Annotated in this window: 14 protein-coding genes; 6 read left to right on the forward strand and 8 right to left on the reverse strand. The window is 36.3% G+C overall.

The annotated features are described in order from the left end of the window. Positions 1 to 157: 157 nt before the first annotated feature. The 5 genes from C1631_RS07515 to tsf all read right to left on the reverse strand — a co-directional run bounded on the left by C1631_RS07515 (position 158) and on the right by tsf (position 13,951). Positions 158 to 3,556: an FIDD domain-containing protein gene (locus C1631_RS07515; RefSeq protein ID WP_103247166.1), complete on the reverse strand. Its 3,399-nt coding sequence runs from the start codon at positions 3,554 to 3,556 to the stop codon at positions 158 to 160. A gap of 113 nt (positions 3,557 to 3,669) precedes the next feature. Further along, positions 3,670 to 6,522 carry a T9SS type B sorting domain-containing protein gene (locus C1631_RS07520; RefSeq protein ID WP_103247165.1) on the reverse strand — a complete coding sequence of 951 codons (2,853 nt, stop codon included), beginning with the start codon at positions 6,520 to 6,522 and terminating at the stop codon, positions 3,670 to 3,672. A gap of 137 nt (positions 6,523 to 6,659) precedes the next feature. Continuing rightward, positions 6,660 to 9,503: a T9SS type B sorting domain-containing protein gene (locus C1631_RS07525; protein ID WP_103247164.1), complete on the reverse strand. Its 2,844-nt coding sequence runs from the start codon at positions 9,501 to 9,503 to the stop codon at positions 6,660 to 6,662. Positions 9,504 to 9,581: 78 nt separating this feature from the next. After that, positions 9,582 to 12,929, reverse strand: a complete 3,348-nt coding sequence (locus tag C1631_RS07530; protein WP_109711537.1) for an FIDD domain-containing protein — start codon at positions 12,927 to 12,929, stop codon at positions 9,582 to 9,584. Between the two features lie 194 nt (positions 12,930 to 13,123). After that, positions 13,124 to 13,951 (reverse strand): translation elongation factor Ts, encoded by an 828-nt coding sequence (gene tsf, locus C1631_RS07535; protein WP_103247161.1) that lies wholly within the window; start codon positions 13,949 to 13,951, stop codon positions 13,124 to 13,126. A gap of 144 nt (positions 13,952 to 14,095) precedes the next feature. Here tsf and C1631_RS07540 point away from each other — a divergent pair, with 144 nt between their 5' ends. Next, the gene (locus tag C1631_RS07540) at positions 14,096 to 14,857 is read left to right on the forward strand and encodes a DUF6759 domain-containing protein (protein WP_109711539.1); all 762 of its coding nucleotides are present in this window, start codon (positions 14,096 to 14,098) and stop codon (positions 14,855 to 14,857) included. A gap of 56 nt (positions 14,858 to 14,913) precedes the next feature. On the opposite strand, the gene C1631_RS07545 is transcribed toward C1631_RS07540, so the two are convergent. Together C1631_RS07545 and gltX are read right to left on the reverse strand one after the other, a co-directional pair. Beyond that, entirely contained in the window at positions 14,914 to 15,870 is a 957-nt protein-coding gene (locus C1631_RS07545) for an acetyl-CoA carboxylase carboxyltransferase subunit alpha (RefSeq protein WP_103247176.1), read from the reverse strand. A gap of 49 nt (positions 15,871 to 15,919) precedes the next feature. Further along, a complete protein-coding gene (gene gltX / locus C1631_RS07550; protein ID WP_109711541.1) occupies positions 15,920 to 17,428 on the reverse strand; it encodes a glutamate--tRNA ligase in 1,509 nt (502 codons plus the stop codon). A 438-nt stretch (positions 17,429 to 17,866) separates the two neighbouring features. Here gltX and C1631_RS07555 point away from each other — a divergent pair, with 438 nt between their 5' ends. From C1631_RS07555 to C1631_RS07580, 5 genes are all read left to right on the forward strand, one after another. Then, entirely contained in the window at positions 17,867 to 18,694 is an 828-nt protein-coding gene (locus C1631_RS07555; protein WP_103247178.1) for a DUF6492 family protein, read from the forward strand. 37 nt (positions 18,695 to 18,731) lie between these two features. After that, the gene (locus C1631_RS07560; protein WP_103247179.1) at positions 18,732 to 19,955 is read left to right on the forward strand and encodes a glycosyltransferase family 4 protein; all 1,224 of its coding nucleotides are present in this window, start codon (positions 18,732 to 18,734) and stop codon (positions 19,953 to 19,955) included. Between the two features lie 456 nt (positions 19,956 to 20,411). Then, positions 20,412 to 21,659, forward strand: coding sequence for a hypothetical protein (locus C1631_RS07570; protein ID WP_228441121.1), 1,248 nt, complete (start codon positions 20,412 to 20,414; stop codon positions 21,657 to 21,659). A gap of 463 nt (positions 21,660 to 22,122) precedes the next feature. After that, positions 22,123 to 23,280 carry a glycosyltransferase gene (locus C1631_RS07575; RefSeq protein ID WP_109711543.1) on the forward strand — a complete coding sequence of 386 codons (1,158 nt, stop codon included), beginning with the start codon at positions 22,123 to 22,125 and terminating at the stop codon, positions 23,278 to 23,280. Positions 23,281 to 23,300: 20 nt separating this feature from the next. Then, positions 23,301 to 24,383, forward strand: coding sequence for a glycosyltransferase family 4 protein (locus C1631_RS07580; protein WP_103247183.1), 1,083 nt, complete (start codon positions 23,301 to 23,303; stop codon positions 24,381 to 24,383). On the opposite strand, the gene rocD is transcribed toward C1631_RS07580, so the two are convergent. Next, complete coding sequence (gene rocD, locus C1631_RS07585) at positions 24,380 to 25,630, reverse strand: ornithine--oxo-acid transaminase (RefSeq protein WP_103247184.1); 1,251 nt, start codon at positions 25,628 to 25,630, stop codon at positions 24,380 to 24,382. The genes C1631_RS07580 and rocD overlap by 4 nt on opposite strands. Positions 25,631 to 25,852 lie beyond the last annotated feature (222 nt).

The following is a 25,852-nucleotide window of genomic DNA, read 5'->3' on the forward strand; positions in this document are numbered from 1 at the left end:
ATTAAACTGTTAAGGAGTGTTATAAACTTATTGCAAAACCTTTAAAATTGTTTTTATAATGCATAAAACCATAAAAAACGAAGAAATATAAATTATTCTGCTATTCAATGATTGAGCAATTAGTAGTTTTTTTTTTAGCTTATTTTTTCGGTTTATTTTATCTGTGTTTTACCAAGAGCCAACTCGAATAATGTATGGAAAGATTTGAGCCGTATTCCGTCCAGGTAATAAAATACCAATAGGTTGCTGTAGGCACCCATCTACCACCTATTCTTCCGTCCCAGGTGTATCTGTTTTCGGGGCTGCCTCTGAAAACTTCGGCTCCATATCTGTCAAAAACCCGGAAGACAAGATTATCATTAGCCATCAGTGCAGAATAGTCAACCACTTCATTGTAACCATCTCCATTGGGTGTAATTGTATTGATAAGATTAATAATTGCAAAAGGCTTTTTAACTTCTTCACACAATTTTGAATCTCGCACAAAAACGGTATGGCCTCCTCTGGGTACATTATAAAAAACATTGGTACTTTGCCAAACGACACCGTCTAAAGAGTATTCGTAAGGAGGGGTTCCACCACTTACCCCTATTTTCACCGTTGTTCCGTCGATCTCAATGGAGGTAATCATTGGGGGCAGAAGTTCTGTGACATTCACAGACTGTTTGTAAACACACCCGTTTGAAGTGAGTTCAACCCAATAACTTCCAACAGGAACATTGGTAATAGAAGGAGTGGTAGCTCCGGTACTCCATAAGTATCTTTCAAATCCCGGCCCTGCATCCAGAGTGGTTGTGGTTTTTGGGCAAATTGCCTGATCTTTTAACAGATCTGATTTTTTAGGAACTTTTACAGTTATGGTGACAGAACCTACTTCAGGACATATTCCATTTTTTTCAAAACGGATATAAATTGTCTGGGTAGAGCTAAGATTTAAGTTTGCTGTAACAGGATTTATATTGTTTTTAGCATCAGACAAACTTACATGGAAAGTAAATGTGACATTGGGATCTATAGTGAACTGTGGAATAAACTGAGCTAAGTTTACTGTTTTTACACCGTCAAAATCATCATCACATACGCTTTCGGTAGCTGTTGTTTTCAATAATGGTACTTTTGCTCCGATACTTAGTTGTAAAGGTTTAATGACTGATGCACATCCATCCGGAGAATCTACTCTAATGTAAATTGTAGTTGTAGTGGTATAACTGAAGTTATTGGGAAGGGTATTGGCATTTCCTGCATTGGCATCAGCAAGATTTGCATAATATCTTACATTGGTAAAATAAGCAGGATTATTGAGTACAATACCGGTAATGTTTGAAAGCATAACGATAACAGTTCCATCCAGATCATCATCACAGAAAATACCATTGTAATTATCTAATACAATAGCCTTATTGAAAAGAGAAAGGGTTATTTGGGCAATACTTTTACAACCTATCGCATTCTTTACTACGGCATACACTATGGTACCGTTTGGTGCTGAATAGGCATTCGGGTTTGTTATCAGTGCTGCTGCATTCTCGGTCTGAGCATCTGCTAATGTGGGATAATAAGTAATCGTGACCGGAGAATTATTAGTTACACTTGCTGTAGTAAGGTTGAAAGTTCCCAGACCGTTTATGTCGCAGGCTTTTAATGTGACGTTGCTTACTATAAGAGCTTGGATATTGATATTTACGGTTACTGTTTCACAATCAGGGAAGTCTGGATCATTACCACAGAAAGTGTAAGTAAAGGTATCATTTCCTACCGTTCCCGGTGTATTAACTGTGTAGGTAATAACTCCCGTAGCAGGATTGATAACTGCTGTACCCAACGCAGGCGGATTTGTGATGGCGACAGTAGAAGGAACAGGCGTTTGCAAGGAGTTGCTGAAGGTAGGGGTAATTGTTTTTGTGTTACATACATCATAAGACGTTGTTGTCAGTTTTGTACAGTTTAACACTTTAAACTGTTCAGTTACTAAAGGTGCGCAGCTTCCCATAGTCACGGAACATGTATAATATCCGGATTGTGTAGGGGTAAAAGAAGCTCCTGTAGCATTAGTGACAGGTATTCCATTCCTGTACCATTGGTAAGTATCATAGATAATGGGATCTACCGTAAGAACTGTTCCAGGGATACAGCTTCCGCCCGATACTAAAATAACAGGTTGTGTCGGAAATCCGGCAAAAAATCCACCATATCCTACAGCATCACTTCCGGCTGTAATGCCTGCTGTAACAGCCTTATCAGAAACTATTGTAATGGTTCCCGTGACATTGGGTATTCCATAAGTAACCCAATTATTGGTTCCCGTCATATTGTAGGGACCTGTTGTAGTAGGGGGCACGCCTCCGTTTACGTAAATATTGGCACCTCTTTGTGTAATAATGTTTAATTTTGTGGGAATATTGAGAATTCCTCCAATATTAGCTCCGGAATGAACAAAGTTTTCGTTGATGAGCCCCAGTTCATTGATCTGTTTGGGAAGATAGCAATTTAATGCAGGAATAAAGTTGAATCCGCCGGTTGCTGTTTCTTGCCCCGTACTGGAATCTCCGGCTAAAATCTGATAAACATAAGCGTTTTTTGAAGTTTTAATGTATAGGTTATAATGAGTACCTCCCTGAAAACTGTATTTTGTATCTGGGATAACAAAATAGCTTCCGGTATTGAGGGTTGCAATCGCAACAGGTTCATTGTTGACAAAAATCTGTGTATTATCTTCGGTGGCTATTACCACCGCACCTTCCATATTTGCACCAATACTTCCGTTACCTTTTACTAAAGCAAATTCATTACCCAGCCTGTTAACAGGCACTGCCTGATCCATTAAAATATCTGAACTGGTAGGGAAGTTTCCGGCGTATTGACCGTTGAAATTTCCATTGGTAACATTAACCGGTTTGTTGGATGTGATTTTGGATCCGATGAATCCGTCGAAGTTTCCTGCAATGTTTCCAATCCCGTCAATAATATAAGATTGTCCCTTGTTAAGATTGAATGTCATTGTAGGATTGCTGGCACCAGTGGTACCATTTGAAAACTGTACGGTTGGCTTGTATCCTGTAATAGTGACCGTAGTATTATCTTCTGTCGCCAGGACACTGGTCATGAAGTTTAGAATATCATTATTTACGGTGATAGGTGCAGAAGCCGTGAAGAAATTTTTCCCTGTGGAAGGGATTCCTTTAGACGTTATAATTTCTGCATGATTAAATACTGAAAATCTTAAATTAGCATAAAAAGGAAATTCGGCTTTTACATATAATCCTTTTGTGGTAGGGGTAAATAAATCCGTCTGCTGGGTCGTAATGATATAATTTCTTAAGACCTCAAATTTCTGAGGATTTCCTTTGTTGATGGTTACTGTCCCAATCAGAACATTGTTGTTGTAAATACTGACAGGAAAAGGAGTCGTTCTATTAGTTGACAAGTAAAGATTCTGGTATGGATTTGGGGCACCTGACCTGTCTACCATGGGAGCAAACCAATGTTCTCTGTCTAATTGGGCAAAGATAGAGGAGAAAATGCAAATTATAAATAGAAAAGATAGAGTTTTCTTCATTCAGTATTAGTATTTGTCACAAATTTAACAATAAAATGTATTGAATGATTGAAAAGATAATAAAAAAACCATGATTATGAAACCATGGTTTTGAAAATTTTATTTTTAAATGTTTATTCTCTGTTTTTTACCAGAATCCAACCGCTGTATTTAATCGCAGTCTGCTTGCCGTTAGGCTCATTCCATCCGATTTCATACCAGTAGCTTCCTGTAGGAACTTTTTTGTTTCCTCCGGAAGTTCCATCCCACTTGTATCCATTAGACTTATCGGCCTGGAAGATCTTAGCTCCATATCTGTCAAAAATATTAAAGATAAGATTGTTTTTATTGGCCAGTAATGAATAATCTATGGCATCATTTACCCCATCCTCATTAGGAGTAATTACATTGATAATATTAGGAATCGTGATATCTACTTTTATCGGAACGCAGTTATAGTCATCTTTTACATATACACTCACATCGCCTCTTGGCATATTTGCAAATACATTGGAGTCCTGCCAGTTAATATTGTCAATAGAGTATTGATAAGGAGGTGTGCCCCCTATAACGTAAACTGTTATTGTATTCGTTGAAATTTCGATATTAGATACCACTGGTTGTTCTGAAGGATATACTTTCACCGTTTGTGTGGTAATACAATCTCCTGTCTTGAGTTTTACCCAATACGTTCCTACTCCCACATTTTTGATGACTTGCGTGGTCGCTCCTGTACTCCATTCGTAGCTTTTAAATCCTGGCCCTGCATCTAAGGTCGTTTTGCCTTCTACACAGATAATTTTATCAACCAGAACATCAGATTTTACAGGAGGAATAACAATTAAAGTTACTTTTGCCACTCTGTAGCATCCGTTGGCATTAGTTACTTTTATATAAACGACTCCATTTGGGGCTATATAATTTGTTGCATTTAAAATTTCATTTGTTCCCGCGTGAGCATCTGTAAGAGAAGGGTAGTACTTTTTGGTAATACCGGTAGCTGTTGTTACACTGGCATTTGCAAGGTTAAAAAGTCCTGTTGTGGGATTGGGTTCTAAGAAACATGTTCTTATTGATGTATCATTTACTATTGGGCTTTCTGATACAATTAAATTCATTGTAACTTCTTCACAATCTGTGAAGTCAGGATTGTTGCCACAAAATTTGTAAACGAAAGTGTCGGCACCAAAATAATTAAAGTTTGGCGCATAGCTGATGACTCCTGTAAGAGGGTCAATGACAACATTACCATTAGCCGGAGGAGTAATGATTGTAACTGTTCCGGGAACGACTGTTTGGGTAGAGCTGGAGAAAGTTGGGACAAACTGTTTTACTCCGTCACACACCGTATCATTAAGGGTTGTTTTCTTTAGACAAGTATATACTTTATATACCGGAGTAATGACCGGAGGACAACTTCCAACGGTAATTTTTACAGTGTAATTTCCTGATTGTGTAGGGGTAAATGAATTGGTTGTTGCACCCGGAACCGGGGTAGCATCTCTATACCATTGGTAGGTATCAAAACTGTCGCCTACTTCAAGGGTAATTCCCGGAATACATTCTCCATCTTGTTTTGCAATAACGGGAATGGAGGAAAACCCTGCAAAATAACCACCGTAACCTACGACACCACTCCCTCCGGAAATACCTGCTGTAACAGCTTTTGTAGAAGTAATGGTAACATTTCCCGTAATGTCCGGTACAGAATAAGAAACCCAGTTAGAGGTTCCAGTTACGGGATAAGGTCCTTGTGTAGCCGGGGGCGCAACTCCGTTTACTGTAACTGTAGCGCCTGCTTCTGTAAGGATATTCAACTTTACAATATGACCCGAAAGAGTTCCCTGATAAGGAAGATCCTTGATTTTCCCTATCTCGTCAATTTTTCTTGGTAAATAACAATTCAACGGAGGGATGTAATTGAATCCTAATGTCGCATTACTGGTAGAAACCCCTGCCATTAACTGATACACATATACATTTTTTGTTGTTCGTATGTACATGTTGTAATGATTATTTCCCTGATTGATATAGTTGGTATTGTTCACCTTATTAACTCTATAACTTTCGCCTTCAGCTAATGTGGCTACAGGTGTAGTTCCGTTGTTGATATATACCTGGGTACCACCTTCTGTTGCAACAATTAAGGCGTCTTCCATGTATTTGGCAATATTTCCGTTTCCTTTTACCACAACAAATTCATTTCCTAAGCGGTCTACAGGTACAGATTGGTCCATGATAATGTCGGAACCATCATAAAATCCTCCGGCAGCCATCGCAAACTGACCATTAAAGTTCCCGTTGGTTACAGAGATCGGTTTATCTGATTCTATTTTAGCTCCGATAAAAGCTTCTTTATTTAATGCTTTATCACCCATGCCTTCAATAATATAAGATTGTCCTTTATTTAAAGTGAAAGTAAGGGTAGGATTGGTTGCTCCCGTCCATCCATTGGTGAATATGATGTTAGGTGAGTAGTTGGATACCGTAACATGAGTGTTATCTTCTGTTGCGAGAATTCCGGCGGTAAAATTATACTCGTTATTGAGTTCTTCAATAGGGGCTGTTACAGCATAAAACTTTGTTCCAATTCCAGCTTTACCCTTTGAAGTTAGTATTTCACCATGAGAATTTACCGAGAATCTGTAGGTCACAAAATAGGGCTTTGTTCCCTTAGTATACAGCCCTTTATTTCCGGGATTGAAAAGTTCCCCATTGGTACTCGCTACCATTCTGTTGATAGGTACGTCAAATGTTTGTGGAGCCCCTTTACTGATTGTAACGGTGCCTAACAGAGCATTATTGCTGTAGATCTCTACGTCAAAAGGGGTGACTGAATCTGTTGAGAAATACAGAGCCTGTTTGGGGGTGACCACTTTCCCCGCTCTGGCTGCCATGGGTGCAAACCAATGTTCTGTATCTCTTTGGGCAAACAACATATTGATGGCCGCAAACAGTAACAGAATAACTGATAGAATTTTTTTCATAGAGATAGAATTAGATTTTTTACAAAAATAACAGAATAACTGATTGATATTTAAAATATTTTATGATTTTTATTACTGTATTGATAAAATAAGCCGCGATTGGATAATCACGGCTTATAAAATGTATGTTTTAACGATTATTCTCTGTTTTTTACAAGGATCCAACCGGTATATTTTATTGGAGTTTTGTTTTTATTTGCTTCATTCCAGGTAATATGATACCAATAAGTCCCGGTAACAATTCTCTTGTCAAAATGTTTTCCGTCCCATTTGAAATTGTTGAATTTATTACCCGTGAATATGGTGTTTCCATATCGGTCATATATGGAGAAGGTAAGGTTTTCTTTATATGCCAGTTCACTGTAATCTATAAAATCATTTACATTATCCCCATTAGGAGTAATAGCATTTAATAGGTTAGGAATTGTAATTTCTACGGCAACAGGAGTACAGTTATAGACATCCTTTACATAGAAGGTATGCTGACCTCTCGTTAATCCTGTAAATATGTTAGAGTCTTGCCAGGTACCTGTCCCATCAACTGCATATTTATAAGGAGGTTTACCTCCGGTTACTATTACCGTTGCATTATTATTGTTGATCTCAATGCTTTGAATAACAGGGTCATCTGCTTTTTTCACTTTTACAATTTGTGTAAGGAAGCATCCGTTTTTACCAAGTATTACAGAATATTCACCTACTCCCACATCTCTTATTCCTGAACTTGTAGCACCTGTACTCCATTGGTATGAATCATATCCTGGTCCTGCATCAAGATTTGTTCTGGCATCCATACAAATATACTGATCTACCAGAACCGGAGATTTTTTAATAGGAAGCGGAACAAGTGTAATTTTTGCAGTGGCCGCACAACCTTCAACAGTAGTTACTCTTACATAGACTACTCCACCTGTTGAAGGGAAATTGTCAGGCGTTGTAATTTCATTGGTTCCTGCAGTAAGGTCAGCCATTGTACGATAGTATTTTTTGGTTACTGCATTATAGTCTGTCACTTTCGCTTTAGTCAGATCAAAATAAGCATAAGGTGCTACATCGTACCAACATGCTGTTATAGTGACATCCTGTACAACAAAAGGAATAACTTTCAGGTTTAAAGTAATTTGTTCACAATCTGTGAACTCAACAGAATCACCGCAGAATTTATATACAATCTGATCAGTTCCCTCAAAATTGGCATTTGGAGTATAGGTGATAGTACCATTTGGATTGAGAACCGCTGTCCCTTTTGTAGGGGGTGTTAAAATGATTACAGTACTTGGAACCGGAGTTTGTGTAGAAGAGGTAAACGTTGGTGTAATCGTTTTAGTAGCACATATATTAAGCGTCTGGGTGGTAAGTTTTAAACAGTTTTGTACTTTATAGATAGGAGTTGTCACCGGAGGACATGAACCCATTGATACTTTTACTGTATAATTTCCTGAATCAGTTGGGGTATATGTATTTGCAGTAGCTCCCGGGATTAAAGTTCCGTTGCGATACCACTGATAGCCATCATATCCGTCATCCAGTTCCAAAATAAGTCCGGGAACACACTCTCCTGTCTTTTTTGAAATGATCGGGATCGACGAGAATCCTGCAAAGTAGCCTCCGTAGCCTGCTGAACTATATCCTCCGTTGATACCGGCGGTTACAGCTTTTGTAGAGGTGATGCTAAGGTTTCCTGTAATGCTGTTAATAGCATATGTCACCCAGTTTGTATTTCCTGATAGTTGGTATGGCCCTTCTGCTGGCAATGGCGGGTTTCCGTTGACAAGTACTGTGGCTCCTGCCTCTGTTAATATATTTAACTTTACAACTAAGTCAGATTGCGTGGTGCTGGCTCCCCCTGTTCCAAGAGGCATTTCATTGATCTTTCCGATCTCATCAATTTTTCTAGGCAAGAAACAGTTCAATGGCGGGATGTAATTGAATCCATTGGTAGCATCACTGTCATTTACCCCAACAAACTGATATAAGTACACATTTTTAGTTGTTGAAATAAACATGTTTGAATGAGTACCAGTACCTGGTTGTGTAACGTAGCTGGTTTCATCAATTCTATAAAACTGCCCCGTATTGAGAGTCTGCGCTGGGGTAGTGGCCCCATTGATGTATATTTCAGTATTATCTTCTGTGGCTATAATGAGACCCCCTTCCATGTTTAGAGCTGGTTTGGTAGATCTTGTCTTTACCATAGCAAATGTATTTCCAAGTCTGTTAACCGGTACAGACTGGTCAAGAATAGGGTCACTTCCGTTAATTGTTGTGGCAGAGAAGTTACCATTACAACTTCCGTTAGTAAGGGTAACAGGTTTGTCTGATTCAACTTTAGCTCCAATAAATCCTTTGAGATTTCCTTGATTACTCCCTGATCCTGCAAAAATAAATGATTGTCCTTTCTGTAATGTAAAGGATTCGGAATTACCGGTAGGAGTACCGTTAATAAAAACTACCGGGTTTCCGGGAGGAGCAGGCGGATTCCATGTTACCGTTACATGGGTGTTATCTTCGGTAGCTAAAATTCCTGCGGTAAAATTATAAATACCATTCGTATTTGTATTGGGGCTGGTGGCTACAAAAAATGTGTTTCCAATCCCGGCCTTTCCTTTACTGGTGATAATTTCTCCGTGAACACTATTGGCAAGCCTTAAACTGCAGTAAAAAGGTTTTAAACCCTTTAAATACAGCCCTCTGTTGCCAACAACGAATGCATTAGATGAGGTGCCGGTAGAAATAAGGTCACTGTTCAATTTATAGGTTTGCGGATTTCCTTTACTGATAGTCACCGTTGTGACAACCGCATTGTTATTGTATATGGTTACATCAAAAGGGGTTATGGAATCAGTAGAAAGATAGATCATATCCGTAAAACTCCCGGATGAAGTATAGTATGGAGCAATCCAGTGTTCAGTATCTCTTTGTGCAAAGACCGTGCTGACTGTTAAAAAAGTTAATACTAGACTGAGTAGAAATCTTTTCATGTGTATGGAATTAGGATTTCCACAAAATTAAAATAAAAATTGAAATATGTTTAATAAACTGTAAATAAAAGTTAAAAATTATTCTCTATTTTTAATTAAAAGCCACCCTGAATACGAAACTGGTAATTGAGTGTCGGGTTCTGTCCATTTGATAACATACCAATAGGTTCCGGTAGGAAGGTTTCTGCCATTTGATTTTCCATCCCAAATATAGCTTTTGTCGGTAGATTTATAGACAGATGATCCATATCGGTCTGCTACTTCAATAGTGACATTTTGTTTTATTCTTAATTCGGAATAATTTAAAATATCATTAATACCATCACCATTAGGAGTAATAGTATTGATAAGGTTAATGATCAAAAACTCTTTGGTGACATGACGGCACCCGTCTGAGCCTAGCACGTACACGGTATGTATACCTCTTGATAATCCCGTAAATACATTAGATGTCTGATAATCAAAACCATTTAATGAATACTTGTAAGGAGGTGTTCCTCCGGTCACAAAAACGGTTGCTGTAGTTCCTGTAACATCAATTTTTGTAATAGTAGGTGACTGCGCTGTTGTTATATTTACATATTGACGATATATACAGCCATTAAACCCCAGATCTACATAATAGTTTCCAGCGTTAGCAGAGATAGTTTGGGTGGTTGCTCCGTTGCTCCATGCATACGATGAGAATCCGGGCCCTGCATCCAATAATATTTTTTCATTGGAACAGATAATCTGATCATATAATGTCGTTGATTTTTTTGGAGATTTTAAAGTAAGCGTTAAATTTCCTGTACCGGGACATGCCGTGCTGCTTTGAAACCTTATGTAAAAAATACCTGTAGAGGTAAGAATTTGTGAGGCAGGAACTGGATTGATTCCCGTTTGTGCATTGGCAAGTGAAGTATAAAATGATAAAATAACACTTGGGTCTGTTGTAAATAAAGCTTTGTAATCATTAAGATTTACTGTTTCCGAGCCATTCAGATCATCATCACAGGCATCTGTTTGTGCTGAACTGGTGATCAATGATACTTTATTACCAATCGTGAAGTTGATTTGTCCAAAAGCAGGAGGACATCCTCCGGTTGTAGAAGATACCCGGACATATACTGTTGTATTGGTTGTAAATGTCCAGTTGGTGGGAAGCGTATTGCTATTTCCGGCATTGGCATCAGCCTGATTAAGGTAATATTGTACAGTGAAATTGGCAAAGTTGTTTACAATCTGCGGAGTTACATTAGCAAAGTTGACATTGATAAGACCTTCAAAATGATCATCACAAATATTAGCATTATAATTATTGGTGTTGATATTTGGAGAAGGAAATGTATTTAATGTAATAGCGGCAACCAGAGAACATCCATATATAGAAGTTACGTTAGCATATACCGTTCCTGCAGGGCCTGAGTAAGATGCTGGTATCGCAATTGGCCCCGTTAAGTTAGCATTAGTAAAATAGGTAATTGTAGCTGTAGTATCCGGAGTAACATTTACTGTCGTCAGATTGAATGTTCCGTTTCCGTTGGCTGCAGCACAAGAAGATATTGTTGCATTGGTTGTTTGAAGAAAGTGTGTATTAACTATAATTTTAAAATATTCAAAAGCAGCAGGATTTCCATTTCCCTGAATATAATAGGTGAATGTATCAGTAGAATTTGCTGTTATTCCTGCATTGGGACTGTAGGTAATTTGACCAGTTGTAGGGTTGATAGCGACACTTCCATTGGTAGGTTGCACAATAATAGTGGTGTTTGCGGGAACAGCCGGTTGGGTAGAATTGGTAAATACAGGAGTAATTATTTTCGTATTACATGATCCTATCTCATAAGTTGTGGTTGTAACAGGGGGGCATTTGGTGTAATCATATTCTGCAGTGAACCTTGATTCACAGTTGTTTTTAGTTATATAGCAAGTATAAACTCCCGTTCCATACAGATCAGGATTAACAGAAGGTGTTGTGGCGCCCGGAATTTGTGCCCCGTTAAAATACCATTGATAGCCGTCATGTCCTGAATCTACTTCAAGAAGTACTCCGTTATAACAATCACCTGTTTTAGAAATGACCGGAATAGAAGAAAAACCGGCAAAGTATCCTCCGTATCCTACTGCTCCGTTTCCTGCTGCAATTCCTGCTGTAACAGGCTTTGTAGAAGATACTGTAACATTTCCTGTTACATTGGGCATTGAATAAGTAACCCAGTTGGGATTTCCGTTTATAGGGGCAAATCCGGTAATAGTATTTCCATTTACTGTTACTGTGGCGCCGGTTTGAGTAATAATGTTAAGCTTAGTATTATAACTATCACCACCAATACGATTGATATATCCTATTTCATCAATCTCTTTGGGTAGAAAGCAACTTAATGGGGGGATGAAGTTCATTCCTCCTGTCTGATATACTGTACTTCCGGAAGCTCCGGCAAGAAGCTGATAGACATAGATGTTTTTATTTGAGGAAATACTCATGTTGTAGTTTCCATTTCCTTGATTTACATAGCTTGTAGCTTCAATCAAACGATAATCTCCTGCGTTAAGACTGACACCGGCTATGGAATTTCCATTAACGGTAAGGGTTGTGCCATTTTCTGTCGCAATAATTAAGGCTTTTTCCATTCCTACAGTGCTGGGTCCATTTCCTTTTACCATCACAAAATCTTTTCCAAGTCTTTCCGTAGGAACAGCCTGATCCATCAATATATCCACATTGGTGCTGTTTTGAGTGGTATATAGTCCATTGAAGTTTCCGTTAGTAACAGATACCGGTTTATTGGCAACAAGCTTTGCGCCCAGCAATCCTCTTCTGTTATTTATTCCTCCCATGTCACTATTAACATCAAGGATATAAGATTTTCCTTTGTTGATCGTAAAAGTTCTGTCAGACATGACACTTCCATCAGCGAAAATAATACTAGGGTTATATCCGGATACTGTTACTGTGGTATTGTCTTCCGTAGCCGTTACTCCTACTGTAGAATTTACATATTCTTTTGGTGAAGTAGTAGGAGCGGTTCCGATAAAGAAGGTTTTTCCAACCCCAGCCATTCCTTTTGAGGTAATGATTTCTGCTTGTTGGGGAACTGAAAACCTGAAGTTGGCAAAGAATTTTTTCGATCCCTTAACATGAAGTCCCATCGTGTTTTGGGTAAACAGATTGTTTGGGGTGGATGCAATCATATAATTGCTCGGAATAGCAAGCTGAACAGGATTACCTTTGCTTACCTGTACCGTAGAAAATACTGTATTGTTATTAGAAACTTGTACAGAAAACGGAGAAATCTCGTTGGTTGATAAATATAAATAGCATTGCGGTGGATTGTTTCCTTGAAGTGAACTTGCTGACATCGGAGCAAACCAATGCTCTGTGTCCAATTGTGCATTAGCAAATAAACAAATAAAAGTACAAATAGTTAGTAGAAATTTTTTCATGCTTTATTATAAGGGCCGCAAAAATAAGTATTAATAATCTGATTTTTGCATGAAAAAAAACTTTAAAATATGGTTTTTGGTTTATTTATTTAATATTTAAGATTAACTTCATATTGTGTTCATGTTCACTCATGTGATTAATAAAAAAATCCCGATGAAATTCATCGGGATCCAATATTTTTTTGAAAGATTGATTAAGCTAAGCTTACTCTTACAAATCCTGTTACTTTTAAGTCTGCGTTTACAGATTTTACGTAGTCAGCAACTGAGATACTTGGTTCTTTAATGAAATCCTGGTGTACCAAAGTGTTGTCTTTGTAGAATCTCTGCATTTTTCCTTTAAGGATATTGTCGATAATGTTTGCAGGCTTACCTTCTTCAGTAAGTTTGTGTCTTTCGATCTCTAATTCTTTATCGATTGTCTCCTGAGAAACTCTTGTTTCATCCAAAGCGATTGGGTTCATAGCAGCAACCTGCATAGAAACAGCTTTAGCAGCTTCGTCAGCTCCGTCTACTTTAGCAGAAAGAGAAGTGATTGCAGCAATTTTGTTTCCAGCGTGGATATAAGCTCCTAAGAAATCTCCCTGGATTCTTTCGAAAGAACCGATTTCGATTTTTTCACCGATAACTCCTGTTTGCTCAACTAATTTTTCAGCAACAGTAAGTCCGTGGAAATCTGTAGCCAAAAGCTCTTCTTTAGTAGCAGCAAAAATTGCCATTTCAGCTAATTCGTAAGCTAGCTCGATGAAAGCTTCATTTTTAGCAACGAAGTCAGTTTCGCAGTTTAGAGAGATTACTACACCTAAAGTGTTGTCTTCGTTTACTCTTGCGATTACTGCTCCTTCAGCAGATTCTCTGTCAGCTCTGTTAGCAGCAACTTTTTGTCCTTTTTTTCTAAGGATATCTACCGCTTTTTCGAAGTCTCCTTCAGCTTCAACTAGGGCTTTTTTGCAGTCCATCATACCTGCACCTGTTTGGTTTCTCAATTTTGCTACGTCTGCAGCAGCTGGTGTATAAGACATAATATCTATTATTTTTTTATTTAAGATTAGTATTAATTTTTAGCTTTAATTTAGAGCAGTGCAAAGATAATGATTTTAATGATAAACTAAAAAATGACTTTTCACGTTATTAATATATTTAATAGTATTTTAAAGATTTGATTAATGAAAAAAATCTTCCTTCTTCTTTTTATATGCATTTTTTCGCTTGGTTTTTCTCAAAAAAAGAAAAAATCAAAATCTAAAGCTGTTGTAGAAAAAGAAACAATTATTATTTATACGGAACAGGATGCAGAATCTTCAAAAGAGGCAAGAGTGATTGCCGGATTTCTAAAACAAAATCCCGGTCATGCAAAAACAGACTATTTTAAAAGAAAGCTGATTGATATGATTATGGCAGATAATTCTCCGGAAGCTAAACCTACCATTAAGCCTATCAGTAAAGAGAAAATTGAAAACATTGTTAAAAATAATGAATTGAATAGTGGTAAAGTAGTAGCTGCAAATAAAACTGCTGCTGCCAATACTGCAAAGAATACGGATAAAATAAATGATGCCATCAATGCACTTAAAGAAGAGGCCAGATCAGGGTATGCTTCTGCAGGATCTGTAAAAAGTGCCGGCGTTTCTAAATCAGAACCCAGTGAAGCAAATAAAAAGACTGCGGCGATGCTGACCCATATTTTTAATAATGATATGAATAAAAATGAAGCTTATATCAATATTAAAAACAGATCAGCTTGTAATCTGATTGTAAAAATAAGTGGGAAGAAGTATTATAATTTAAGTGTTCCTGCAAAAGGGGAGAACTTCATTTTAATAGATAAAGGAGAGTATGTGTTGACAACTATGGTATGTGATGCAAAATATTCTTCGTTAAAGAAAATTAGTCAGGATATTGAGATTGCTCTTAATGTTGCTGATTAGAATAGAAGAAAACTAAAGAAAAAAGGTTAAGAAAAATTCTTAACCTTTTTATTTTTTTATCCTTTAAATTGCCCCATCGCAATAAATTTGTCTTGTCTTTGGGTTTCAAGCTCCTGTCCTGTAAATTTGGAGAAGGCTTTGATATTTTGAAGAATAGAATTCTTTAAGTTTAAATAAGTAGTCTCCGTGTCATAATGAGCTCCTCCCAGAGGTTCTTCAACGATTCCGTCGATAAACTTTTCTCTTAAAGCATCTTGTGGAGTAAGGTTCAGGGCATTGGCTGCATCCTCTTTGTGATCCCAGTTTCTCCATAATATGGAAGAACAGCTTTCAGGTGCGATTACCGTATACCATGTGTTTTCCAACATATATACTTTATTTCCAACACCGATTCCTAATGCTCCACCACTGGCTCCTTCTCCAATAATGTAAGTGAAGATAGGCGTTTTCAGCTGAACCATTTCAAAAATATTTCTTGCAATAGCTTCACCTTGCCCTCTTTCTTCAGCTTCTAATCCCGGATAAGCTCCCGGTGTATCTACTAAAGTTACTACAGGGATATTGAATTTCTCAGCAAGCTTCATTAATCGTAAAGCTTTTCTGTATCCTTCAGGATTTGGCATCCCGAATCTTCTGTACTGTCTGTCTTTCGTTGTTCTTCCTTTTTGAGTCCCTATGATCATTACTCTTTGACCATCCAGGGTAATCAATCCTCCAATCATTGCCGGGTCATCAGCGAAATTTCTGTCTCCATGAAGTTCTAAGAAACTGCCTTTGTCTGCCATTCCATGGATGTAGTCCAATGTGTAAGGGCGGTCCGGGTGACGGGACAGTTGTACTCTTTGCCAAGGTGTAAGATTTCCATAGATCTCTTTTTTCTTCTCTAAAATCTTATCCTCAATCTGGCTGCATGCTAATTTTACATCAACACCACTTTCTTCTCCTACTAAAGAACAGGTCTGGTATTGATCCATCAATTCTTTGATAGGAAGTTCGAAACTTAAATATTCCATTTCTTGAAGTAAATTAAATCTTTCAAATGTATGAAAAATTATGGTAATTTTATTTAAAATTATTTATAGCATTGCTTATTCTGGCGATACTTTCTTCTTTTCCAATGATTTCCAGGATGTCCGGAACATCGGGTCCTTTCAATTCTCCCACCAAAGATAAGCGTAATGGCATCATGACTTTTCCCATTCCTAATCCTTTGCTTTCTGCGAAGTCATGCATGGTTTGCTTTAATGTTTCAGCATCGAAATCTGTAGATTCAAATGTTGAAGCCAGTTCACCTAAAATGACAGAAGTTTCGTCATTCCATGCTTTTTTGGATGCTTTTTCGTCATAGGCTGTCGGTGCCTCGAAGAAAAATTTTCCATTTTCATAGATGTCTTTCGGGAAAGTAGCTCTTTCTTTCATTAAGTGGATCACTTTTAATAGCTTTTCATCAGATGCAGCAGAAAGATCAAGTTCAGTATTTTTCAGGATTTGTAAAAGCTCTTCATCAGACTTCATCTGAATATACTGATGGTTGAACCATTCTGATTTTTCTTTACTGAACCTTGCCCCTGCCTTGTGTACTTTATGAAGATCAAATTCTTTAATCATTTCTTCTAAAGGTAGAATCTCTTTATCATCTGCAGGAGACCATCCTAATAAAGCGACCATATTAATGAAGGCTTCAGGAAGATACCCGTTTTCTCTGTATCCTTTAGAAACAATACCTGTTTCCGGATCTTTGAAATCAAGAGGGAATACCGGGAATCCGAATTTATCACCGTCTCTTTTGCTTAGTTTTCCTTTTCCTTCCGGTTTTAAAATTAATGAAAGGTGTGCAAATTGAGGAGCTTCCCAACCCATTGCTTCATATAATAAAGTATGAAGTCCTAAAGAAGGTAACCATTCTTCACCACGGATTACGTGAGAAATTTCCATTTCGTGGTCATCAATGATGTTCGCAAAGTGATAGGTTGGCATCCCGTCATTTTTTACCAAAACTTTGTCATCTAAAGTATTGGTGTTAACAGATGATTTTCCACGGATAATGTCTTCAAGATTTAAAATTCTGTCAACAGGCATTTTAAATCTTACCACGTATGGCGTTTTTTCAGCCAATAATTTCTGAACTTCTTCCTCAGAAAGAGCAAGACTATTTCTTAAACGGTTTCTTGTTTTATTGTCATAAGAGAAAACATCTCCTTTTGCTTCAAATTCTGCACGCATGGCATCCAACTCTTCAGGAGTATCAAAGGCCAGGTAAGCATAGTCTGTTTTTAAGATTTGTTCTGTATATCGGTCGTAGATATCTCTTCTTTCAGATTGTCTGTAAGGGGCAAATTTCCCTCCTTTCTTAGGACTTTCATCAGGGATGATTCCGCACCATTCTAAAGCTTCTTCAATATATTCTTCAGCTCCTTCTACGTATCTTGCGGTATCTGTATCTTCAATTCTCAATACAAATTCACCACCCTGGTTTTTAGCAAAAAGATAATCATATAATGCGGTTCTTACGCCTCCCAAGTGTAAAGGTCCCGTAGGACTTGGAGCAAAACGTACTCTTACTTTCTCCATTTTCAATTTAAATTTTGTGCAAATTTACTTAAAATTATGTGGTTACGAGGTGATTTATGATGGGGATTATTTTTTTTACTCAGACGATTCTATTAAGCTGGTGTAATTGCTGCACTGGTGATTAGGTATAAATAGTAATTTTAAAAGGGATTATAAAAAAAAACATTTGTTTTTTTTTATAATCCCTTTTCTATTATTTATGAAAGGTACAATCATTTGTAACTTGCTGTTGGCTTTTCTAAACTTAATCTCTACTTTTGTGTCGGTTGGAAATATGCTTTCTGTTCTGGGACAATATTTTGATTAAGAACTCAAATGAGGAGTAGAAAATAAGTTAAGTAAAGCATATAATGATGAATCTTTCATAAAATTATTTGTTTTATTGAAATTGAATCAGAGATAATTACCGACTTGATACAATCTATTTTATTAAAAAATATGGAAAAAATCCTTCTTTTTATTAAGACATATAAACCTGATTTTAACCAGTGTAAAAGATTACTGGATTCTATCGTTAAATATAATAAAGATGGAATCAAAGTACTGATTTCTGTTAATGATAGTGATTTTGATTATTTTAAGACAAACATCCCGACAGACTTTGAAGTGATTAAAGACAGTGATATTATTCAGTGTGATATGTCAAAGTCTAATCCATGGCAATACCAGCAAATTATAAAATCACAACTTCATAGGATTAATATCACGGAGAATTACATCTGTTTAGATTCGGATTCTTACTTTATCAAGGATTTTTATATCTCTGATTTTATTCAGGGAGAGGTTCCGTTTACGATCATTCACCAGCAGAAAGAGTTGTTTTCGTGGTTGAGTATCAATCGTAAGCATTTTAAAAATGACGATCCTAAAGGGTATTTTGAAAACATAAGCAGAAGAGTAATGAAGCAATTGGGCCGTGAAGGTATATGTTATGATTATGGGCCTTCACCTACGATTTGGTCCAATAAAGTATGGAAGTCTTTTCAGGAAAATTATCTGGATGCCAACCATATTGATTATGTGGATCTGATCAAGGAGTATCCAAGTGAATTTACCTGGTATGGAGAATGGCTTCTGAAATCAAATGTCATTCCTATTTTGCCTAAAGAACCCCTGTTTAAAGTATTCCATTATAAAAAGCAATTTCATGATTTTGTAAAAGAAGGACATACCAGGGAAACCATTAAAGAGAATTATATGGGGATTGTATTGCAGTCCAACTGGAACAGAGATTTGAAATGGTATCAGAAAAGAGTAGAATTATAAAAAAGGAATCCCACGACATAATATTTTGAATTATTATATGAAGACGAAAGTAATTTTAGACGCTGATATCATTGCCGATTTTTATAAGGATAACAGAACAGGTATTTTCCGGGTGGCATTTGAACTCTTTAAGAAATTGGGAAATAGTAAAGAAATAGAGCTTCATTATTCTCATTTCAGCTTACTCAATCTGGAAACCACTACGACGGAAGTTGATCAGTTCTTTGACGATAATTCAATACAGATTAAGGGAGTAAACCAAAGAGTAAGAAGAAAATTCTTACCTCTCAGAAAAGAAAAACTGTTTAAAAAACTCTACAAAAAACTGGAAATTTTTAATTTCAAAAATAGATATGATGAAAAGATGATCAGATCTTCGCAGGTTTTTCATTCTTTTTATTATCCGATTAATGACAGAGTAAAGAAGTATCCGAATTTAAAGACTATCGTTACCATCCATGATCTGATTCCGATCCTGTTTCCGGAACTGCATTTTACTTCGGAATTTATTGAAAAGATTATTCAGAGTGTGGGAGATAACGGCTATGTTATTTGTGTATCAGAAAATACGAAGAAGGATTTGCTTGCCTATGCTCCTCAAATAAGTCCGGACAGGGTATTTGTATGTTTATTGGCCGCATCTCCGGAAATCTTTTATGTTTGCAGGGATTCTGAGAAATTCAAAACGATTCAGTCAAAATATAAGATTCCGGAAAAATACTTCCTGTGTGTGGGGACGCTTGAACCCCGGAAAAATGTAGATCATATTATCCGTTCATTTTTAACAATGATTAAAGAAAATGATGTGAATGATCTAAGTCTTGTTCTGGTAGGTTCCGCAGGATGGGATTACAATAAAATATTCCAGGAATACGAAAGTGCGGAAGAACTAAAAGATAAAATTATTATTACAGGAAGGGTTGCTGATGAAGAGTTGGCAAGTCTGTATAGCAATGCCCATTCTTTTTATTATATGTCTTTATATGAGGGCTTCGGATTGCCACCATTGGAGGCTATGCAATGTGGATTGGCCACTGTTACTTCCAATACCTCTTCTTTACCTGAAGTTGTAGGGGAGGCGGGGATTACTCTGGATCCGGAAGATGAAAAAAGCTTGGTAAAAACGATGAAAGATTTGTATTTTGATGAAGAGCTTCGCAAGCAATATGCTCAAAAAGGATTAGAGAGGTCTCAACAGTTTTCATGGGAAAAATGTGCTAAAGAACATATTGAAATCTACAATAAAGTCATCACAGGATAGACTTTTAATACTGAATAAAAGCCCCGTCTCATCGTCAAAGTTGGGACGGTTTTAATTTAAAATCATTATTTATAACTCCTTTTTTTGGGAAATATTCTGATGCTTGAAAATGGAGTTAAATACTGAATCGTACTTCTAAATTGCTAGAAATGAGTAAGAAATGGAGAAATGATTTATTCCCGAAATTAATAAAATTTTAATATTAATTAGCGTTTTGAAATAGTATTTTGAGTACATTCGCAAAAAATTTACATATATATGTTGATGAATGGTGAAAGATCTACTGGAAAATATTACATTTTTGATAATTTGACCTGTTGTAATCTAAGAGATTCAAAAATATGCTGTAATCAAAAATTGATGGTTTTAGTTGATGCGCAGCTTGGAATTGGCTTTCTTCAAAATGATATTGTAAAATTTGAATACGAGAATAATCAATAATACATTACACTAAGGATGTCAAATCATATAAGTAAGCCGGCTCTCTTTTTGCTTATGCTTGCCTTTTTTTCGTTCTCTTGCTCAAGACAAGAGGAGAGTTTATTTGCTGAAAACGAAAATCCCGTTCCCAATGATAATAAACATTATACAGGTCCCACAGATTACCTGACAGATATCGGAACGATTAATATTGCGGTACTAGCTAACGGAAATTATCCGGGACAAAATAATCCCAAATTTATAAAAGACATCAGTGCACCCAATTTCGGATACTGTCATCCGGATGTACAATATTTTCCCGGTGGATTTAACGGCTATAAATATTGGATGGTTTTCACTCCTTATAACGGAGCAGTTGGGGCAAATGCAGATTCAAACCGATATGAAAATCCAACCATTGTTGTTTCTAATGACGGGCTCACCTGGAGACCCCCGAATGGAATTTCAAATCCTATTCAAAGAGCACCCACCAGAACTGAAAGTATTCCTGAAAGTCCCAATGAAAAGCCACAAGGTTTTTGGTCTGATGTAGACTGGATGTATGAAAACGGGAAATTTTTATTATACTTCAGGGGAAGTTTTATGAAAGCTAAAGCGTTAAAAGCCAGAGGTGCCAAAAGCCAAAATAACCTGAAAAAGCTTGCAAAGACCCCACAAAGAGCCATTGTGAGACAAACTTCTACTGATGGTATTTCCTGGACACCTATGGAAGTAGCCTATACAAGCAATGCACCCCATTCGCCCAATAATAATCATATTCTTTCTCCCAGCTTTGTCTATACCGGAAAAAACTATGTGAGCTACGAGGTAGAAAATAATATAAGCCCTAATTTCCCGGGTAACGATGCATCTTATATCATCAGGAGAACTTCGGATGACGGATTAGATTTTTCGAACTTTAAAAAGAGTAAGGTGGTTAACTTCATGAATAAACCATGGACGGATATTGATCCTGTATATGCACCGTGGCATATTCAGGCAGCTTATGTAGACGGATATTATTTCTTATGTATTGCTGCAGGTGATGTAAGAAAATTTACTTCAGAAGCCCTTTATCTGGCTGTTTCCAAAGACGGAATCAATTTTAAAACATTTCCAAAAGCTATGGTAGAAAAGAACGTATACAGATCCAGTGTATTCCCGATGACAACAACGAGTGATGCGATCAATTTCGGTGCTGTTGTAGGCTATAAGAATGGTGTGTTTAAATACAGAGAGTTTCAACTCAGTAAACCGAAATTGGATCTTTATCTGGCAAAATAAAAAAGCTTCCTATATTTCTACAAAACTCCTGATGTTATCAAGACGGCATCAGGAGTTTTTTATATATAAGAATGATAAAAATTGATTTTTATCTGAACTTTGCAAGAATAGTAGGGAACAAAAACTAACCCGATTCGTTAATTTGAATAAAAATATGTTGTTGAAGATCAGTAAAATAAGTATTAAATTAAAATTATTAATATTGCATCTCCTATTACTCGCTATTAGCAATAGTATATAACAGAGAATATTTTCGTTGTTCTGAGGGAAAAATAGTCAAAATCGGAGTTGTTTTTTGCTGTATTGGATCAGATTTTGAATGACTAAAAAAAGAATTAGAAAATAATATTTGATGAAAGTTTTTTTTTATTTTATATACCATCCTGTAGAAAAATTTAAAAAGACAGAGGAAGTTGCTGATATCCGGTAAAAGATTAAATAATTTACACTAAACAATAAAAACTTGAAAAAGAAGATTTTGTACTTTATGCCTGACTGTCCCACAGAAGGGAAGGCAGGTAATATCACCAGGTGCATGCAGATGTTAGAATTTTTGAATGATTCTTCTGAATATAACGAAGTTGATTTCTTATCCATCAGTGATTGGGGGACATGGACACCCACTTCCACAAAGGCTTTTCATGACCTCTACCCAAATATTAATTTAATTCTGACAAACAGAAAAATTGATAAGAAAAAACACCCGATAAAATCTATTCTTTTTTATAAAATCCCTAACTTTCTACCCAAACTTTTGAGAGGGATTACTATTGATATCTCAAATCCGTTTTTAAATAAAAAAGTAACTCAAATCCTTAATGCCAAGAAGTATGATAAAATTATTATCAGCTATGCTTCCTGGAGTAGTCTGATAGACAAGTTGGGATACAAAAGTTATCTGATATTAGATTCTCATGATTTTATTACCGCACAATCAAGAAATAAAATCAACAGAATTGGAAAGCTATTCCAGTCTGAAGTAAAAGCAATGAGAAAGTTTGATGAAATCTGGACTTTTTCTGTAGAAGAAAGATATATTTTTGAGCAGTTTACAGATAGTAAAATTATTCATATTCCAATATCCTTTCCCCAAAAACCATTACGTTCTTTGAAACAAGATTATACCTATGATGTAGTCTATGTTGCTAGTAATAATCAGCATAATATTAATAGTATTAATTGGTTTTTAGAAAAAGTTTTACCATATTTAAAAGAGAATATCAAAATTCATATTATTGGAAAAGTAGGAAAGGAGATTAAAAAACAATATCCTAATGTGATTGTACATGGCATGGTTGATGATTTGCAGGAGTTTTACGATAATGCAAGAATAACAATATGCCCAATGTTGAGTGGAACAGGGGTTAAAATTAAAGTCCTGGAGTCTTTAAGTAATAATTTACCTGTTGTGACCAATACTCGTGGAGTAGATGGCCTTTCGCAGAAAAATGACAATGGTTGCTTAGTGACAGATGATGCAAAAGAGTTTGCTGAATATATGGAAGTTCTTTTGAAAAATGACGAATTTTATGATAGCCAAAGACAAAAAGCTCATGAGTTCATTAAAAACAACCACAGTCTAGAAAAAGAAATCGTTTTCTTTAAAAACAAATTTTCTTAAAAATTTTCCGTTATTATTATATGGCAAAAATCTTAATTGATCTTGAACGTCTCAGATACCCCAACTCAGGAATTGCAAATGTATTTCGAAATCTGGCCAAAGGCTTGCAAGAGAATAATTCTAAGTTTGAAATATCATTTTTTGGGGATAAAGAACAGCTTGAAAAGTTTGGATCTACAGCAAAATGTGTTTTCTGGAGTAAAACACACCGTTTTTTTGAACGTTTTAGCGGCGAATTTGATCTTATTCATGTAAGCCATCAGCTATCTTCCTATTTTCATAGAAATTACAAGAATACCATCAAAGTTGTAACCCTTCACGATCTGAATTTTTTACATGAAAATCTTACCGAGTCCAAAAAAAGGAGAATGCTCGGCAAAGTAAAAAATAATGTTAAAAATGCGGATTATATTGTTTGTATTTCAGAGTATGCGAAGCAGAATTTAATCCAGAATAAAGACCTTTTTACCCTTAATAAGCTTAAAGATATTGTAGTAATTCATAATGGTATTCATCTTCCTGAAAACAGAGAGTATCTTTTAGGAAAATACAGTTTTCTTAAAAACAAAAAATATATCCTTAATATCGGGGTGCTTTTCAATAAAAAGAATCAGTTGACACTCGTTGAAATGCTGCCTTATATTGAAGATGACCTCGTACTTATAGCGTCTGATGAAAAACAGCCTTATGCCGATGAAGTGCGGGATAGAATTAAAGAATTAAATCTTGAGCACAGAGTTCATTTTCTCAAAAATCTTTCTGAAGAAGAAAAATATGCTGTTATTCAACATTGTGATGCAATGTGTCACCCTTCTATAGCTGAAGGTTTCGGTATCCCGCCTATTGAAGCAATGGCTTTTGGAAAACCTGTTTTTCTCTCCCAATATACCAGCTTACCTGAAATTGGTGGAGATAAAGCATTCTATTTTGATAATTTTGAGCCTAAAGAAATGGCTGATTTATTTAAAGAGAAAATGACATTGTACAATGCTCATAAGGAAGAATTGAGCCGGGAAATAAAAAATTGGACAAAACAGTATAGTTATACCGAGATGTCCAATAATTATCTTAGATTTTACGAAAAAGTTCTTGGAAGAAGTTAATTCTTATATTCCAGGAACGTTTTTTCTATAATTTTTACACAATCAAGAAGTTGCTCTTCAGTGATTACCAATGGTGGTGCCAATCTGATGATGTTACCATGCGTTGGTTTAGCCAATAGTCCGTTTTCTTTAAGTTGTAGACAAAGATTCCATGCAGTAGAACTGTCAGGCTTATCATTGATCAAAATAGCATTTAAAAGACCTTTTCCTCTTACTTTAGTGATAAGGTCTGTCTTTGTCATTAGCTTTTCAATCTCGCTTCTGAATAACTGTCCAAGTTCTTCTGCTCTTTCAGACAATTTTTCATCTGCCACAACATCCAGAGCAGCGACTGCGACAGCACATGCTATCGGATTTCCTCCAAAAGTAGAACCATGTTGTCCCGGCTTTATCACATTCATGATGTTATCATTAGCCAATACTGCAGATACGGGATACATACCTCCTGAAAGAGCTTTTCCAAGAATCAGAATGTCCGGTTGTACATCTTCGTGGTGACATGCAATCAGTCTTCCTGTTCTTGCAATACCTGTTTGTACTTCATCTGCAATGAAAAGAACATTATGCTTTTTACATAGTTCAGAAGCGTTTTTAAGGAAATTTTCATCTGGTACATATACTCCGGCTTCTCCCTGGATAGGCTCTACTAAAAATGCGGCAATAGTACCAGCTTCTCTGTTAAGGACTTCTTCCAGTGCAGTGATGTCATTGTAAGGAATTTTGATAAACCCTGGCGTGAAAGGTCCGTAGTTTTGATTTGCATCAGGATCATTAGAAAAAGAAACAATGGTAGTAGTCCTTCCGTGAAAATTATTTTCACAAACAATGATTTTTGCTGCGTTTTCTGAAATTCCTTTTATTTCGTAGCTCCATTTTCTTGCTAATTTTACTGCCGTTTCCACAGCTTCAGCTCCGGAGTTCATCGGTAATACTTTATCAAACCCAAAAAGAGTAGTGATTTTTTGTTCATATTCTCCCAATCTGGAATTGTAAAATGCTCTTGAAGTCAAAGCCAGCTTTTGAGCCTGCTCTACCAGTGCATTTACGATTTTAGGGTGAGAGTGTCCCTGATTTACAGCAGAATATGCTGAAAGAAAGTCATAATACTTTTTGCCCTCTACGTCCCAAACAAAAACACCTTCTCCACGATCCAGTACTACTGGAAGAGGGTGATAGTTATGTGCTCCATGTTTGTCTTCAAGATCAATGAAATATTGTGAGTTTTTTGTTGTTTCTGCTGTTGACATATATTTTGGTTTTCAACAAATTTACGCAATAATAATGAGATGATTGAACCAAAACCTAATGAGGTGAACTGATGTAATTGAAGTAAATTTTAAGTTTGAATAAAAATGTAACAGCAAATATTTTCTTTATTGACAGGTTGTTATAGGTATTATATCTTTCTTATAAAAGAATTGTGTTTTCTGATTCTTTATTAACGGTCGGTGATGAAGTTTTTCGATAGT

Source organism: Chryseobacterium phosphatilyticum (genome assembly GCF_002899825.2).
Lineage (GTDB): Bacteria > Bacteroidota > Bacteroidia > Flavobacteriales > Weeksellaceae > Chryseobacterium > Chryseobacterium phosphatilyticum.

Excerpts from the sequence above, each read along its gene's own strand:
- C1631_RS07515 (WP_103247166.1), bottom strand. The coding sequence starts at position 3,556 with ATGAAGAAAACTCTATCTTTTCTATTTATAATTTGCATTTTCTCCTCT.
- C1631_RS07520 (WP_103247165.1), bottom strand. The coding sequence starts at position 6,522 with ATGAAAAAAATTCTATCAGTTATTCTGTTACTGTTTGCGGCCATCAAT.
- C1631_RS07525 (WP_103247164.1), bottom strand. The coding sequence starts at position 9,503 with ATGAAAAGATTTCTACTCAGTCTAGTATTAACTTTTTTAACAGTCAGC.
- C1631_RS07530 (WP_109711537.1), bottom strand. The coding sequence starts at position 12,929 with ATGAAAAAATTTCTACTAACTATTTGTACTTTTATTTGTTTATTTGCT.
- tsf (WP_103247161.1), bottom strand. The coding sequence starts at position 13,951 with ATGTCTTATACACCAGCTGCTGCAGACGTAGCAAAATTGAGAAACCAA.
- C1631_RS07540 (WP_109711539.1), top strand. The coding sequence starts at position 14,096 with ATGAAAAAAATCTTCCTTCTTCTTTTTATATGCATTTTTTCGCTTGGT.
- C1631_RS07545 (WP_103247176.1), bottom strand. The coding sequence starts at position 15,870 with ATGGAATATTTAAGTTTCGAACTTCCTATCAAAGAATTGATGGATCAA.
- gltX (WP_109711541.1), bottom strand. The coding sequence starts at position 17,428 with ATGGAGAAAGTAAGAGTACGTTTTGCTCCAAGTCCTACGGGACCTTTA.
- C1631_RS07555 (WP_103247178.1), top strand. The coding sequence starts at position 17,867 with ATGGAAAAAATCCTTCTTTTTATTAAGACATATAAACCTGATTTTAAC.
- C1631_RS07560 (WP_103247179.1), top strand. The coding sequence starts at position 18,732 with ATGAAGACGAAAGTAATTTTAGACGCTGATATCATTGCCGATTTTTAT.
- C1631_RS07570 (WP_228441121.1), top strand. The coding sequence starts at position 20,412 with ATGTCAAATCATATAAGTAAGCCGGCTCTCTTTTTGCTTATGCTTGCC.
- C1631_RS07580 (WP_103247183.1), top strand. The coding sequence starts at position 23,301 with ATGGCAAAAATCTTAATTGATCTTGAACGTCTCAGATACCCCAACTCA.
- rocD (WP_103247184.1), bottom strand. The coding sequence starts at position 25,630 with ATGTCAACAGCAGAAACAACAAAAAACTCACAATATTTCATTGATCTT.